General features: G+C 55.8%; 9 protein-coding genes and 3 rRNA genes. 11 read left to right on the top strand and 1 reads right to left on the bottom strand.

All coding sequences use genetic code 11. The annotated features are described in order from the left end of the window. From I6J26_RS00510 to rrf, 11 genes are all read left to right on the top strand, one after another. The gene (locus I6J26_RS00510) at positions 1–486 is read left to right on the top strand and encodes an arginine repressor (protein ID WP_115022293.1); all 486 of its coding nucleotides are present in this window, start codon (positions 1–3) and stop codon (positions 484–486) included. A gap of 77 nt (positions 487–563) precedes the next feature. Further along, positions 564–1,778, top strand: coding sequence for an argininosuccinate synthase (locus I6J26_RS00505; RefSeq protein WP_070670097.1), 1,215 nt, complete (start codon positions 564–566; stop codon positions 1,776–1,778). Positions 1,779–1,785: 7 nt separating this feature from the next. Then, complete coding sequence (gene argH, locus I6J26_RS00500; RefSeq protein WP_115022291.1) at positions 1,786–3,210, top strand: argininosuccinate lyase; 1,425 nt, start codon at positions 1,786–1,788, stop codon at positions 3,208–3,210. Positions 3,211–3,333: 123 nt separating this feature from the next. Further along, positions 3,334–4,461: a hypothetical protein gene (locus I6J26_RS00495; RefSeq protein WP_147279336.1), complete on the top strand. Its 1,128-nt coding sequence runs from the start codon at positions 3,334–3,336 to the stop codon at positions 4,459–4,461. Between the two features lie 36 nt (positions 4,462–4,497). Beyond that, complete coding sequence (locus I6J26_RS00490) at positions 4,498–6,063, top strand: vWA domain-containing protein (RefSeq protein ID WP_115022287.1); 1,566 nt, start codon at positions 4,498–4,500, stop codon at positions 6,061–6,063. Between the two features lie 36 nt (positions 6,064–6,099). Beyond that, positions 6,100–6,693, top strand: a complete 594-nt coding sequence (locus I6J26_RS00485; RefSeq protein WP_115022285.1) for a hypothetical protein — start codon at positions 6,100–6,102, stop codon at positions 6,691–6,693. Between the two features lie 11 nt (positions 6,694–6,704). Beyond that, positions 6,705–6,884: a Trm112 family protein gene (locus I6J26_RS00480; RefSeq protein WP_115022283.1), complete on the top strand. Its 180-nt coding sequence runs from the start codon at positions 6,705–6,707 to the stop codon at positions 6,882–6,884. A gap of 38 nt (positions 6,885–6,922) precedes the next feature. Then, complete coding sequence (tyrS, locus tag I6J26_RS00475) at positions 6,923–8,182, top strand: tyrosine--tRNA ligase (protein WP_115022280.1); 1,260 nt, start codon at positions 6,923–6,925, stop codon at positions 8,180–8,182. A 678-nt stretch (positions 8,183–8,860) separates the two neighbouring features. Next, positions 8,861–10,378: ribosomal RNA gene (locus tag I6J26_RS00470) — 16S ribosomal RNA — on the top strand. A 472-nt stretch (positions 10,379–10,850) separates the two neighbouring features. Then, positions 10,851–13,922 (top strand): 23S ribosomal RNA (locus I6J26_RS00465). Between the two features lie 123 nt (positions 13,923–14,045). Then, a 5S ribosomal RNA gene (rrf, locus tag I6J26_RS00460) occupies positions 14,046–14,163 on the top strand. The 16S, 23S and 5S rRNA genes sit together here, the layout of an rRNA operon. Before the next feature lie 375 nt (positions 14,164–14,538). On the opposite strand, the gene I6J26_RS00455 is transcribed toward rrf, so the two are convergent. Continuing rightward, complete coding sequence (locus I6J26_RS00455) at positions 14,539–14,787, bottom strand: hypothetical protein (protein ID WP_115022277.1); 249 nt, start codon at positions 14,785–14,787, stop codon at positions 14,539–14,541. Positions 14,788–14,975 lie beyond the last annotated feature (188 nt).

Here is a 14,975-nt window from a genome sequence, read left to right as displayed (position 1 = left end):
ATGACTACAACGCCCACGACGCGTAATGCACGCCAAGCCAAGATTTTGGAGATTCTTGACCGTACCCGAGTGACCAGTCAGGTGCAGCTCTCAGAGCTGCTTCTCGACGAAGGCATTGACATCACACAAGCCACCTTGTCACGCGATCTAGATGAGCTGGGCGCCAAGAAGGTCAAGCGGGATGGGGGTCGCTCCTTCTATGTCGTGGGCGGAGAGCTGGAGCAATTCGAAGACCAGCTCAATGGCCCGAGGGAGAAGCTTCGTCGCATGCTCGACGAGCTTGTGGTTTCCCATGACTACTCGGGGAATATTGCCATGCTGCGCACGCCGGCTGGTGCTGCGCAGTACCTTGCTTCGTTCATTGATCGTGTTGGCTTGCCCGACGTCGTGGGCTGTATCGCCGGTGATGACACTATCTTCATTCTCGCGCGTGAGGACGTCGGCGGGCGCGAACTGGCGGAGAAACTTACCAGCCGCAGCATTTAACATTTATACGTAAGTTTGTATAATATAAATCTGATCGACTTCATAGCACTCTGTATGACTCGAAGGAGCAACTCACTATGACTGCACGTGTTGTGCTTGCCTACTCTGGCGGACTGGATACTTCCGTTGCCATCCCTTACCTGGCCAAGATGACCGGTGGTGAGGTCATTGCCGTGTCCCTCGACTTGGGCCAGGGCGGCGAGGACATGGAGTCCGTGCGCCAGCGTGCTCTTGACTGTGGTGCTGTCGAATCCATCGTCGTGGACGCCAAGGACGAGTTCGCCGAAGAGTACTGCCTGCCTACTATCAAGGCCAACGGTATGTATATGAAGCAGTACCCGCTGGTATCTGCCATCTCTCGCCCCCTCATTGTTAAGCACCTCGTTGAGGCTGCGCAGGAACACGGCGGCACCCACGTCTCCCACGGCTGCACCGGTAAGGGCAACGATCAGGTCCGCTTTGAGGTGTCCTTCCGTGCACTCGACCCGGCGTTGGAGATCATCGCGCCGGCTCGTGACTACGCCTGGACCCGTGATAAGGCCATCGCCTTCGCCGAGGAAATTAACCTGCCGATCGAGCAGTCCGCTGCCTCTCCGTTCTCCATTGACCAGAATGTGTGGGGTCGCGCGGTCGAGACCGGCTTCCTGGAGGACCTGTGGAACCCGCCGACAAAGGACCTCTACGCCTACACCGAGCAGCCGGACCTGGGCAATGCTCCGGACGAGGTCACCATCACCTTCGACAAAGGTGTGCCGACCGCCATTGATGGCAAGCCGGTAACCGTGCTCGAAGCCATTGAGGAGCTCAACCGCCGTGCCGGTGCCCAGGGCATTGGCCGCCTCGACATGGTGGAAGACCGCCTCGTGGGCATTAAATCCCGTGAGGTCTATGAGGCCCCGGGCGCCATGGTGCTCATCAAGGCCCACGAGGCTCTCGAGGACGTCACCGTTGAGCGTGAACTGGCTCGCTACAAGCGCTTGACCGACGCCCGCTGGTCCGAAGAAGTCTACGACGGCCTGTGGTTCTCCCCGCTGAAGCGTTCGCTGGACGCCTTCACCGAATCCACCCAGGAGAATGTGACCGGCGATATCCGCATGGTCCTCCATGCAGGTACCGCCACCGTCAATGGCCGTCGTTCCGGCCAGTCGCTGTACTCCTTCGACCTGGCTACCTATGACACGGGCGATACCTTTGACCAGACCGCAGCGAAGGGCTTTGTCCAGCTGCACGGCCTATCCACCCAGATCTCTAACCAGCGTGACCGCGACGGCGGTTTCCCCACCGGTAAGTAAGGAAATAATGCACAAGACCAACGAGGGTGCCCTGTGGGGCGGCCGCTTTTCTGGTGGCCCCTCTGAGGCGATGTTCGCCCTGTCCGTATCTACCCACTTCGACTGGGTCCTTGCCCCGTATGACGTTCTGGCCTCCAAGGCCCACGCCAAGGTGCTGCATAAAGCCGGGCTGCTTTCCGACGCTGACCTGGACACCATGCTCAGCGGCCTCACCGAGCTAGGGGAGAAGGTGGCCTCTGGCGAATTCAGCCCGCTGCCCACCGACGAGGATGTCCACGGCGCTATGGAGCGCGGGCTTATCGACATCGTTGGGCCTGAGGTCGGCGGCCGCCTTCGCGCCGGTCGCTCCCGCAACGACCAAGTGGCAACGTTGTTCCGCATGTGGGTCCGTGATGCTGTGCGCGATATCGCCCTTCAGGTCGCTGACCTCGTCGATGCACTCGTGGGTCAGGCGGAGGCTCATCCGGATGCCATTATGCCGGGAAAGACACACTCCCAGGCAGCACAGCCGATTCTTCTGGCACACGAGCTGCTTGCTCATGCCCAGCCACTGCTGCGCGATATTGAGCGCCTGCAGGACCTGGACAAGCGCTTGGCGGTTTCGCCATATGGTTCCGGCGCGTTGGCGGGGTCCTCGCTGCACTTGGACCCTGAGGCCATTGCGGAAGAATTAGGTTTCGATGCGTCGGCCGAGAACTCTCTCGACGGCACTGCCTCCCGCGACTTCGCGTCGGAGACCGCTTTTGTCCTCGCCCAGATTGCCGTAGACATGTCTCGCCTTTCGGAGGAGATCATTTACTGGTGTACCCCGGAGTACGGCTACGTCACTCTGGATGATGCCTGGTCTACGGGTTCGTCGATCATGCCGCAGAAGAAGAACCCGGATGTTCCGGAACTGACCCGTGGCAAGACCGGCCGGCTCATTGGCAATCTCACCGGGTTACTGTCCACGCTTAAGGCACAGCCTTTGGCCTACAACCGCGACCTGCAAGAAGACAAGGAACCCATCGTGGATTCCGTGGCGCAGCTTAACCTGCTCCTTCCGGCCATGACTGGCCTCGTGGCCACGCTGACGTTCCACGAGGATCGCATGCGTGAGCTGGCCCCGCGTGGTTTCACCTTGGCTACCGACTTGGCTGAGTGGATGGTGCGCCAGGGTGTGCCTTTCCGCGAAGCTCACGAGGCTTCCGGCGCCTGCGTCCAGCTCGCGGAAGCCCGCGGCGTGGACTTGGTGGATCTCACAGATGAGGAGCTGAGGGGCGTCGACAAGCGCCTGCTCCCCGAAGTCCGCGATGTGCTCACCATTGATGGGGCAGTGGCATCGCGCGCTACCAAGGGCGGCACCGCCGGTGTACGTGTAGCCGAACAGCGCGAGCGGGTCAAGGAGCTTTCCGCTGAAGCTCGTGACTGGGCAACAACGCCGCTGCGCTAGGCACAACAGTTTCTGCAACCGCATGGTCTCAGGGCCATGCGGTTCGTGTATTGGGGGACTTTTGTGGGGGTGAGTGCGTGTGAAGTTCAGCGGTGGTGCCCGCCACTCTTTATGATTTAGGTCATGAGCAGCCCATCGTCGAAAGGACGCAGCAAGTCTTTCGTGGCCGCCGTGGTTTTCCTTGTGATTGCTGTGGCATCAATCGTCATCGGGCGTGGGGGAATCTCGATGCCGAGTTTTGGTACCTCAGGGGACGTGCAGCACATTACGGGTGCTATTAGCCCGGAGCAGGAGATCTTTTTCCAGGATCCGGACACGATTAAGGCTCTGAAGAAGCACGATATTGAGCTTGAATTGGATGTGTATCCAGCGCAGGAGATGATGGGGCTTATTGATGGCTCAGGCAAACAGTATGACTTCTATATGCCGGAGCTCGATGGAGCAGCTCGCACCCTTGAAGTGTGGGACGTGAATTCGGCAAACACTAAGCCAGACGGCCCCTCGAAGGAGGTCTTTTCCACTCCGCTTATTGCACTCGTGCATAGCGACCTCGTCGAGGACATGAAGGCGCACGACCTGGTGAAGGATACCGGCGGCCAGAAATCGTTGAACCTGTACACACTCGTAGAGATGTCCCAGAACGGAACCCGGTGGCGGGATATTAGCCCATCCTTTGGGTCACCCCGAGTGGTGGACGTAGCGGTACCTCGGATAACCGAGTCTAATGCGGCGCTGCGCTATGCCAGTGTGGTGCGTTTGGCGGGTATGGCAGTGGCCGCACAAGAGCATGGTAAGGGAGATACCGCACAGCTGGACGAGCTAGCTCAGGAGAGCATGCATCGACTTATCGCGGACCAAGGCTACGGCGAGACCACGTCCCAGGGAATGCTTGATGCTTTCTTGCGTGTGGACAAAGGGGAGATGCCGATGGTGCTGACGACTGAGGAACAGTATCTGCGCCAAGTTAGCGGTGGCAAAGACATGTCGCAGTACACGCCGTTGCTGTTGAGCCCGCCGGCGTCGCTCATCAGCACGGTGGTTCCTCGCACGGAGAAGGGTGCTGTGCTTGCTGATGCACTGGGGGATGACAAGGCGCAGGAGGCGGCGGCCCAGTTGGGCCTGAGGACAAAGACAGCCAGATTCTTTGCCCAATTTGCCGAGAAACAGGATTATGGCATTCCCGTGATAGTCAATGAGGACAGTCCTAAAATGTGGGATTATTACGAGGGATTCCTGCAGGAATTCGGATAGGTACCGGCAGTGACATCATCAGGAAGGTTGATGCGAATGTTTCGCCCAGTAAAAGTGCTGATTGCTGTGATGAGCGCGATGGCCTTGACAGCATGCGGTGTGGAGGATTTGCTCGACGAGCCATTAACGCCAGGATCCGGTTCTTCCTTTAACGGCGATCTCAGCATCGTAGCGGCAACGGAGCTGAAGCCATTGGAGCCGGTGCTTGACGACGCCTCCCGAGACCTCGGCTTCGACATCTCTATGACGACCGAAGACGGCACGCTCGCCAATTCCCGCACTCTCAAGCAGGGCGGATTCGATGGTTCCTACGACGCTACGTGGTTTGCCACCAACCGTTTTGCACGCATCATTGGTGCTGATAGCAAACTGGGCAAGGAATTCAGTGTCGCGCGTTCCCCAGTGGCTCTTGGCGTGCAGTCCTCCGTGGCTAAAGAGCAAGGCTGGACCACCGCGCAGCCGACATGGCAGGACATCGCAGATTCTGGCATTACCTTCGGAATGACGGATCCGACGACGTCTAATTCGGGCTTTTCAGCGCTGTCTGCGGCGACAACTGCGTTTGCTGATACCGGCCGTGCCCTGTCAGAAAAGGACATCCGCCAGGCCACGGGCAAAGTCCAGAAGCTCTTCAGCAACCAGACGTTGACGTCAGGGTCCTCAGGCTGGTTGGCGGATCGTTTCCGCGAGCATCCTGAGCAGGCAGATGCGATTTTCAATTATGAGTCTGTGCTGTACCAGCTGAAAGATGAAGGCGTGGACCTCGAAGTGGTTATTCCTTCCGATGGTGTCATCTCTGCTGATTATCCTTTGTCTGCTCTGGCTAGCTCGAAAAATAACGACGCCGAAGGAAAGGTACAGGCGCTCGCTGAATGGTTTGGTGAGCACCCAGAGAAGCTCAAGGACTACCACTTGCGAGTCGATGACTCGGATCTACCTGGCACGGTCTTTGAGCTGCCTTATCCGGCCAATGAGAAGACCGTGGACGCCCTGGGTGACGCGTTTGCTCACGAACTGCGAAACCCCGGTAGTACTGCCTTGGTTCTTGATACTTCGGGTTCGATGGAAGGCGAGCGCATTGAACTCCTGAAGAGCAGCTTGCGCCCGCTTATCGACGGCTCCGCTGACGGCGCCCCAGATGGTGAAGGTCAAGTAGCCTTCCGAAACCGTGAACAGATTAAGCTCATCCCGTATTCTTCCGAGCCACAACAGCCCACGCGCGCACGTGTAGACAAGGACAATCCGGCGACGACCAAGGAGCTCGCTGACCGTGTTGACCGCCTCGTGGCTGATGGCGATACCGCCACGTTCGAAGCTGTTATCAATGCGCTCGACGAGGTAGACACCACCAACGGTGATATTGGAACCGTGGTCCTTATGACAGACGGGGAAGTCACGCGCGGGCGTACATTCGCCCAGTTTAAAAACGATTATGAGCAACTTCCCCCGGAGAAGCAGGAGATTCCTGTCTTCGTCATCTTGTATGGTGAAGCCAATATCCAGGAGATGCAAGAACTGGCAGAACTTACCGGCGGCAAGACATTTGATGCGCTCAACGGTGATCTTGCTGCGGCCTTCGAAGAAATTCGCGCCTACCAGTAGACACACTCCGCTTAGTCCCAGGAGGATCTCAATCCCATGAACGCCCTTAACTCACGCAAAATCGCCGTCGGTGTTGTGGTGACCGCACTTGTCGTGGTCCTGCATGTTCTCACCGGTGGTGGCTTGGGCTTTCTCTGGCCAGTCGTGGCCGTCTGTGCCGGAGCTGCAGCAGGACTGGTAACGCCCCCGAAGCAGGCAAAGGCTATCGAAGCTCCAAAGTCGGGCCCGGGGGAGCTCACCAGTACGTTGGAGGGAGTTCGGTATGCATTGGGGCGTCGCCAAGTGCCAGGCCCCGTGCAACGCGCGTGGGACTCGTTTGATGATTCGGCGCTGTGGGTGCTGAACAATTGGCGCCGACTCAATGACGCGCCACACCAGCAAGCGCTGGTGCGGGACATGATTGAAGAGCACTCCACAGAGCTGGTCAAGTCCTACCTTGAGGTAACGGATTTGAAGAACCCGGCAGCGGTGAAAGAGATGAGCGAATCGCTCGACATTCTCGCGCGGGAGATGGGGGAGATTCGCGACGCCATCTCACAAAACTCGGTACGCAACCTACGCAACCATTCCATGGCGCTCAAACTCGAGTATGGCGGGATACTTCCCTCCGTCGAATCTAAGGAGGTGTAGGGTTAGCGGTTATGAGTCTCGATCCGAAGCTGCTCGACATACTGGTGTGTCCGCAGGATAAAGGTCCGTTGAATTATCTGGCCGAAGAACAGGTCTTGGTGAACGAACGCCTTGGCGTGGCCTATCCCATTGAGAACGACATTCCTGTCATGCTGGTAGACCACGCAACCCCGTGGCCGGCCGAAAAGTAACCCTTGAGAGCACAGAATTAACATCCAAAGGAGACTTCATGAACATCATTGATGAGCTGCAGTGGCGCGGACTTATCAACCAGTCCACTGACCTTGACGCACTCCGCGAGGCCTGCCAAGAGCCCATTACCCTCTACTGCGGCTTTGATCCCACTGGCGATTCTCTGCATGCCGGACACCTCGTCCCGATGATTATGTTGCGCCGCTTCCAGGAAGCTGGCCACCATCCCATTGCCTTGGCTGGCGGTGCAACGGGTCAGATTGGTGACCCGCGTGATGTGGGGGAGCGTTCCATGCTCTCGCAGGAGACCATCAACGACAACATGGTCGCTATCAAGAAGCAGCTGCGCCAGTTCATTAACTTTGAGGGCGAGAATGCCGCCACCATGGTCAACAATGCTGACTGGACTTCGCAGATGTCCGTCATTGACTTTCTGCGCGATGTAGGCAAGAACTTCTCCCTCAACACCATGCTGGACCGCGATACCGTGAAGCGCCGCTTGGAGTCTGATGGCATCTCCTACACCGAGTTCTCCTACATGCTCTTGCAGTCCAATGATTACGTACACCTCTACAATGAGCATGATTGTGTCCTACAGATTGGCGGTGGTGATCAGTGGGGCAACATCGTCTCGGGCGTTGACCTCAACCGTCGAGTCAGCGGTGCCAAGGTCCACGGCCTCACGGTTCCGCTTGTGACAGACGCACAGGGCCAGAAGTTTGGCAAGTCCACCGGTGGCGGCAAGCTATGGCTCGATCCAGAGAAGACTTCCCCGTACTCCTGGTACCAGTACTTCCTCAACGCCGGCGACTCCGTCGTCATCGACTACCTGCGCTGGTTTACCTTCTTGGGCCAGGAAGAAATCGCTGAGTACGAGCAGAAGGTTGCCGATGAACCTTTCCGCCGTGAAGCTCAGCGCCGTCTTGCCCAGGAGATGACCAACCTTGTTCACGGCGAGGAGGCTACGAAGTCGGTCGAGCTAGCTGCGCAAGCACTCTTCGGCAAGGCGGAGCTTGCTGAACTCGACGAACAGACTTTGGCCGGTGCGTTGTCTGAAACTACCGTGGCCGAGATTGCTCCCGGGGAACCGCGTACCATTATCGACCTACTGGTCGCTGCTGGCCTGGCTGATTCCAAGGGAGCTGCGCGGCGCACCGTGAAAGAGGGCGGCGCCTACGTCAACAACCAGCGCATTGAAGCTGATGACTGGGAGCCAACCGAGGAGGATCTACTTCACGGTACCTGGCTGGTCCTTCGTCGCGGCAAGAAGAACTTTGCCGGTGCCAAGCTTGGTTAACTAGCGCTCGTAAATAGTCGAGCCTCCTTATGCAGGCCCGCTTTCCCATGACCCGCTGCCATCCGCAGCGGGTTTCGTCGTTTTCAGCGCGGTGACCCATCGGATGATGCGCAGAGAGATCCGTTGACGGCAGTTGTGCGTGGAAGGCGTTTGCCAGATAGCGGTTCTGAACAGGAGATTTGTCGAAAGATGTAGTCGTGCGTATATTTATCCCAGTCGCCGCGACAAGCGGATGACACGGAGATTAACTCCTAGTTGACAAAGAATAAACTTGTTAGCTAGAGTATGAACTCCAGCCGCTCAGAGCAGTGAAAATGATACTTCACCTGCGAAGAACGTGCGGATGATGTGTGAGAACTCAATAGTGTGCCAATGTACTTTTTTGTGTTGGTTGATTTTATTCATTTTGGCTGCGGTACGCCGTATGTGTATCGCGGTTGGTGTATGCCGGATGGCGCTTTTTCAAGCGGCGTCATTGTAAATAACAGTAAGTTGTTTGGGCGTATTGATGAAATCTTCTAACTAGGCCAATCCTCTTTTTGTGCCCCGTCGGGTTGGGGGTTGGTTGAAGTTTTTTCTTTATGTAATTTTTGGATTTGCCAGTTCAGGCAGCATCGTTGTGGTGTTGTTTGTGTTGGTTTGTCTTTTTGTCTAGGTTTGGGCTTTTCACGGCCTTTTTTTGTGGAGAGTTTGATCCTGGCTCAGGACGAACGCTGGCGGCGTGCTTAACACATGCAAGTCGAACGGAAAGGCCAGTGCTTGCACTGGTACTCGAGTGGCGAACGGGTGAGTAACACGTGGGTGATCTGCCTTGCACTCTGGGATAAGCTTGGGAAACTGGGTCTAATACCGGATAGGAACCGTCTTTAGTGTGGTGGTTGGAAAGTTTTTTCGGTGCAAGATGAGCTCGCGGCCTATCAGCTTGTTGGTGGGGTAATGGCCTACCAAGGCGTCGACGGGTAGCCGGCCTGAGAGGGTGTACGGCCACATTGGGACTGAGATACGGCCCAGACTCCTACGGGAGGCAGCAGTGGGGAATATTGCACAATGGGCGGAAGCCTGATGCAGCGACGCCGCGTGGGGGATGACGGCCTTCGGGTTGTAAACTCCTTTCGACAGGGACGAAGCTTTTTGTGACGGTACCTGTATAAGAAGCACCGGCTAACTACGTGCCAGCAGCCGCGGTAATACGTAGGGTGCGAGCGTTGTCCGGAATTACTGGGCGTAAAGAGCTCGTAGGTGGTTTGTCGCGTCGTCTGTGAAATTCCGGGGCTTAACTCCGGGCGTGCAGGCGATACGGGCATAACTTGAGTGCTGTAGGGGAGACTGGAATTCCTGGTGTAGCGGTGAAATGCGCAGATATCAGGAGGAACACCGATGGCGAAGGCAGGTCTCTGGGCAGTTACTGACGCTGAGGAGCGAAAGCATGGGTAGCGAACAGGATTAGATACCCTGGTAGTCCATGCCGTAAACGGTGGGCGCTAGGTGTAGGGGGCTTCCACGTCTTCTGTGCCGTAGCTAACGCATTAAGCGCCCCGCCTGGGGAGTACGGCCGCAAGGCTAAAACTCAAAGGAATTGACGGGGGCCCGCACAAGCGGCGGAGCATGTGGATTAATTCGATGCAACGCGAAGAACCTTACCTGGGCTTGACATACACCAGATCGCTGCAGAGATGTAGTTTCCCTTGTGGTTGGTGTACAGGTGGTGCATGGTTGTCGTCAGCTCGTGTCGTGAGATGTTGGGTTAAGTCCCGCAACGAGCGCAACCCTTGTCTTATGTTGCCAGCATTTGGTTGGGGACTCATGAGAGACTGCCGGGGTTAACTCGGAGGAAGGTGGGGATGACGTCAAATCATCATGCCCCTTATGTCCAGGGCTTCACACATGCTACAATGGTCGGTACAACGCGCAGCGACACTGTGAGGTGGAGCGAATCGCTGAAAGCCGGTCTTAGTTCGGATTGGGGTCTGCAACTCGACCCCATGAAGTCGGAGTCGCTAGTAATCGTAGATCAGCAATGCTGCGGTGAATACGTTCCCGGGCCTTGTACACACCGCCCGTCACGTCATGAAAGTTGGTAACACCCGAAGCCAGTGGCTCAAACTTGTTAGGGAGCTGTCTAAGGTGGGATCGGCGATTGGGACGAAGTCGTAACAAGGTACCCGTACCGGAAGGTGCGGGTGGATCACCTCCTTTCTAAGGAGCATTAATAAGACACCAGTTGGTGTTTGCACACTGTTTGTTGTGTGTGGTGGTTGAGTAGACGATTGTTTTGCTGCCACCTTTTTTGAATCGGGTGGAGATACACCTTAACCAGAATGATTGTTGACCAGATGGTTGATTGACTAACACGGAAATTTTTTAAGGTACGTTGGTGCATTGTTGGGTGTCTGGGGCATTATCCCCTGGTTATCAACCCACACGTGGCTTGGCAGTCGTGATGCGATATGCATGGTTGTTGGTTGGTGTGGGGTGTTGTGTGAGAACTGTATAGTGGACGCGAGCATTAAACCGCATGCTGTTGCCACCTTTTGTTGGCTGGCCTTTTTGGTTGGTTGATGGTGGTGGGTGTGTGGTTTGTGTGATTTCTGTTCTTTTGTGTTTTGTGTAGTTCACGCCGGCATGCTTTGGTTGCTGCTTTTTGTGGTGGCCTTTGTGTGTTGGTTGTGTGTTCGTTATTGAGGGCGCATGGTGGATGCCTTGGCATGCTGAGCCGATGAAGGACGTGTAAGGCTGCGTTAAGCCTCGGGGAGTTGTCAATAAAGCGTTGATCCGAGGATGTCCGAATGGGGAAACCTGGCACCTGTTATGGGGTGTTACCCTTCAGTGAATTCATAGCTGTTGTGGGGGTTTACGCGGGGAAGTGAAACATCTCAGTACCCGTAGGAGGAGAAAATAATAATGATTCTGCTAGTAGTGGCGAACGAACGTGGATGAGGCTAAACCGTGTGCATGTGATACTTGGTAGGGGTTGTGTGTGCGGTGTTGTGGGCCCTGATGTTGACCAGCTACCACTGGTTTGCTTGTGTGTTGTTGTTAGGTGAAGTGGTGTGGAAACGCCCGCCAAAGAGGGTGATAGTCCCGTAGTTGAAGGCTTCAATGCATAGGTTGTTGGGTTGCCCGAGTAGCAGCGGGCTCGTGGAATCTGCTGTGAATCTGCCGGGACCACCCGGTAAGCCTAAATACTTAGTGTGACCGATAGTGTATTTAGTACCGTGAGGGAATGGTGAAAAGTACCCCGGGAGGGGAGTGAAATAGTTCCTGAAACCATGTGCTTACAATCCGTCAGAGCACCGTTTGTGTGTGATGGCGTGCCTTTTGAAGAATGAGCCTGCGAGTCAGCGGCATGTCGCGAGGTTAACCCGTGTGGGGTAGCCGTAGGGAAACCGAATCCTAATGGGGTGTTGTCAGTGGCATGTCCTGGACCCGAAGCGGGGTGATCTACCCATGGCCAGTGTGAAGCAATTGTAAGAGGTTGTGGAGGCGCGAACCCACGTAGGTTGAAAACTGCGGGGATGAGCTGTGGGTAGGGGTGAAAGGCCAATCAAACTCCGTGATAGCTGGTTCTCCCCGAAATGCATTTAGGTGCAGCGTCGCATTAGCTTGGTGGAGGTAGAGCTACTGGTTGGTTGAGCGGGACTACAATCTTAGCAATGTCAGCCAAACTCCGAATGCCATCAATTGTGTTGTGCGGCAGTGAGACTGTGGGGGATAAGCTTCATAGTCGAGAGGGAAACAGCCCAGATCGCCGGTTAAGGCCCCTAAGGGTGTGCTAAGTGGAAAAGGATGTGGGATCGCGAAGACAGCCAGGAGGTTGGCTTAGAAGCAGCCATCCTTGAAAGAGTGCGTAATAGCTCACTGGTCGAGTGGTCCTGCGCCGACAATGTAGTGGGGCTCAAGCACACCGCCGAAGCCGCGGCAATACTTTGTGTATTGGGTAGGGGAGCGTCGTGCATGTGTTGAAGCGTTACCGTAAGGAGGCGTGGAGTGTGTGCGAGTGAGAATGCAGGCATGAGTAACGAATTGGAAGGTGAGAATCCTTCCCGCCGGATGACTAAGGGTTCCTGGGTCAAGTTCGTCTTCCCAGGGTGAGTCGGGACCTAAGGCGAGGCCGACAGGCGTAGTCGATGGACAACCAGTTGATATTCTGGTACCCGTATGTCCGCGCCCATGATAAAGCACTGATACTAACCACCGCGGATACGATTAGCCCACTCTTTGAGTGGGGTGGTTGTTGATGTCGTGGGGCCTGAAGTGTGGTTCAAGCAATGGGGTGACACAGTGTAGTAGCCATGCCGCTTAGTGGATTGTTGGTGTAAGCGTGTGAGGTGGTGTGTAGGCAAATCCGCACACCGTTTAACCTGAGGCGTGATGCGTAGCCCGATTGGGTGAAGTTGGTGATCTAGTACTGTCGAGAAAAGCCTCTAGCGATGTGGATGTATGGCCCGTACCCTAAACCGACACAGGTGGTCAGGTTGAAAATACTAAGGCGTTCGGGTGAACTGTGGTTAAGGAACTCGGCAAAATGCCCCCGTAACTTCGGAAGAAGGGGGACCACACGACTTAAGCCAACCTTTGCGTTGGTGGTGGGTTGTGGGGTCGCAGAGAATAGAGGGAAGCGACTGTTTATCAAAAACACAGGTCCATGCGAAGACGTGAAGTTGATGTATATGGACTGACGCCTGCCCGGTGCTGGAAGGTTAAGAGGACCGGTTAGTAGTCTTTGACTGCGAAGCTGAGAATTTAAGCCCCAGTAAACGGCGGTGGTAACTATAACCATCCTAAGGTAGCGAAATTCCTTGTCGGGTAAGTTCCGACCTGCACGAATGGCGTAACGACTTCTCTGCTGTCTCAACCACAGGCCCGGTGAAATTGCACTACGAGTAAAGATGCTCGTTACGCGCGGCAGGACGAAAAGACCCCGGGACCTTCACTATAGCTTGGTATTGGTGTTCGGTTCGGTTTGTGTAGGATAGGTGGGAGACTATGATGCATGCACGCCAGTGTGTGTGGAGTCGTTGTTGAAATACCACTCTGATCGGATTGGATATCTAACCTTGGCCCATGATCTGGGTTGGGGACAGTGCCTGGTGGGTAGTTTAACTGGGGCGGTTGCCTCCCAAAATGTAACGGAGGCGCCCAAAGGTTCCCTCAGCCTGGTTGGCAATCAGGTATCGAGTGTAAGTGCACAAGGGAGCTTGACTGTGAGACAGACATGTCGAACAGGGACGAAAGTCGGGACTAGTGATCCGGCACCTACTTGTGGATGTGGTGTCGCTCAACGGATAAAAGGTACCCCGGGGATAACAGGCTGATCTTCCCCAAGAGTCCATATCGACGGGATGGTTTGGCACCTCGATGTCGGCTCGTCGCATCCTGGGGCTGGAGTAGGTCCCAAGGGTTGGGCTGTTCGCCCATTAAAGCGGCACGCGAGCTGGGTTCAGAACGTCGTGAGACAGTTCGGTCTCTATCCGCCGCGCGCGTTGAAACTTGAAGAAGGCTGTCCCTAGTACGAGAGGACCGGGACGGACGTACCTCTAGTGTGCCAGTTGTTCCGCCAGGAGCATCGCTGGTTGGCTACGTACGGAAGGGATAACCGCTGAAAGCATCTAAGCGGGAAGCCTGTTTTAAGATGAGGTTTCATTTGAGGTCCCCTACAGACGATGGGGTTGATAGGCCAGACCTGGACGCACCGCAAGGTGTGAAGGCTACTGGTACTAATAGACCAAAACAAACACACCAAACCCAACCAGGGTATTGGAGAACAAACAAACACCAAAACAAAAATCACGTCACTGTTGCTCGCGTCCACTACACAGTATCTGACACAACACCAGCAACCAGGAGTATGCTCTAAGTGTTTGTCGGTGGCCTATAGCAGCAGGGAAACGCCCGGACCCATTCCGAACCCGGAAGCTAAGCCTGCTAACGCTGATGGTACTGCAACCGGGAGGTTGTGGGAGAGTAAGAAACCGCCGACACCAAACAACACAACAACTCAATACACAACAAGGGGTCCTAGACAACACCATGTCTAGGACCCCTTCCTTTTTTGTTTTTACGGGACCCCAGCATCATCGCCACACCCCACCGCCGCTGTAAAAGCCCAGACCTAAAAGGCGACACACCCAGCTGTCGTACCACCCACCCAACAGCCCCAGCACACCACCATCAGCAGGTCTGGACTTCCACGTCTGGACACATAGAATATCCTCAACAAAAGGGTGTGGTGATACGCCCAGAGCTTCGCCGGGAGAAATCTCAATGCGCGCCAAATGGATACCCGCCAACCCAAGAACGCTGGGCTGGCGGGCTATTTGTATTAAGGCGAAAGCTAGAGGTTGGGCTTAGGCTCCTTAACCCTTCTTGCATCCGCGGGTGTCATGCAAACCGCACTGAGGAATACCGAGGAACGAAAGCGCGATAGATGAGAGCGTGACTGGAATGGCAATGATGCCGTAAATAGGGGAGTCGACGACGAGCTCATTGAGATCGGTGGACGAGCCCTGGTTGGTGTTGTGCAGTGTGCTGTCTTCAGCGTTGGCGGTGGGGGCTGCTGTCACAAGCAGTGCGGTGGCGCCGATGAGAGCTAGGGGCTTTTTCATCGTGTCAGGTCCTTTCGGATAGGGAAGTATAGGGGGTTCCTAGGCTATCGGACCGAAAAGTCAAAAGCAATGGGTCGCCAGTTGGCGCAACACTCACCGAAAGCACCGGGATATCGCGACCTGTAGGTCGGTACTTCCACGTCTGGACACATAGATGATTCCGCAGCTGCGAGCAGAGGGGCCGCGAG

It is taken from the genome of Corynebacterium minutissimum (assembly GCF_016889765.1).
Taxonomy (GTDB): domain Bacteria; phylum Actinomycetota; class Actinomycetes; order Mycobacteriales; family Mycobacteriaceae; genus Corynebacterium; species Corynebacterium minutissimum_B.
The sequence above is the reverse complement of the archived record's forward strand: the minus strand, read 5'-3'. Positions and strand labels throughout refer to the sequence as shown.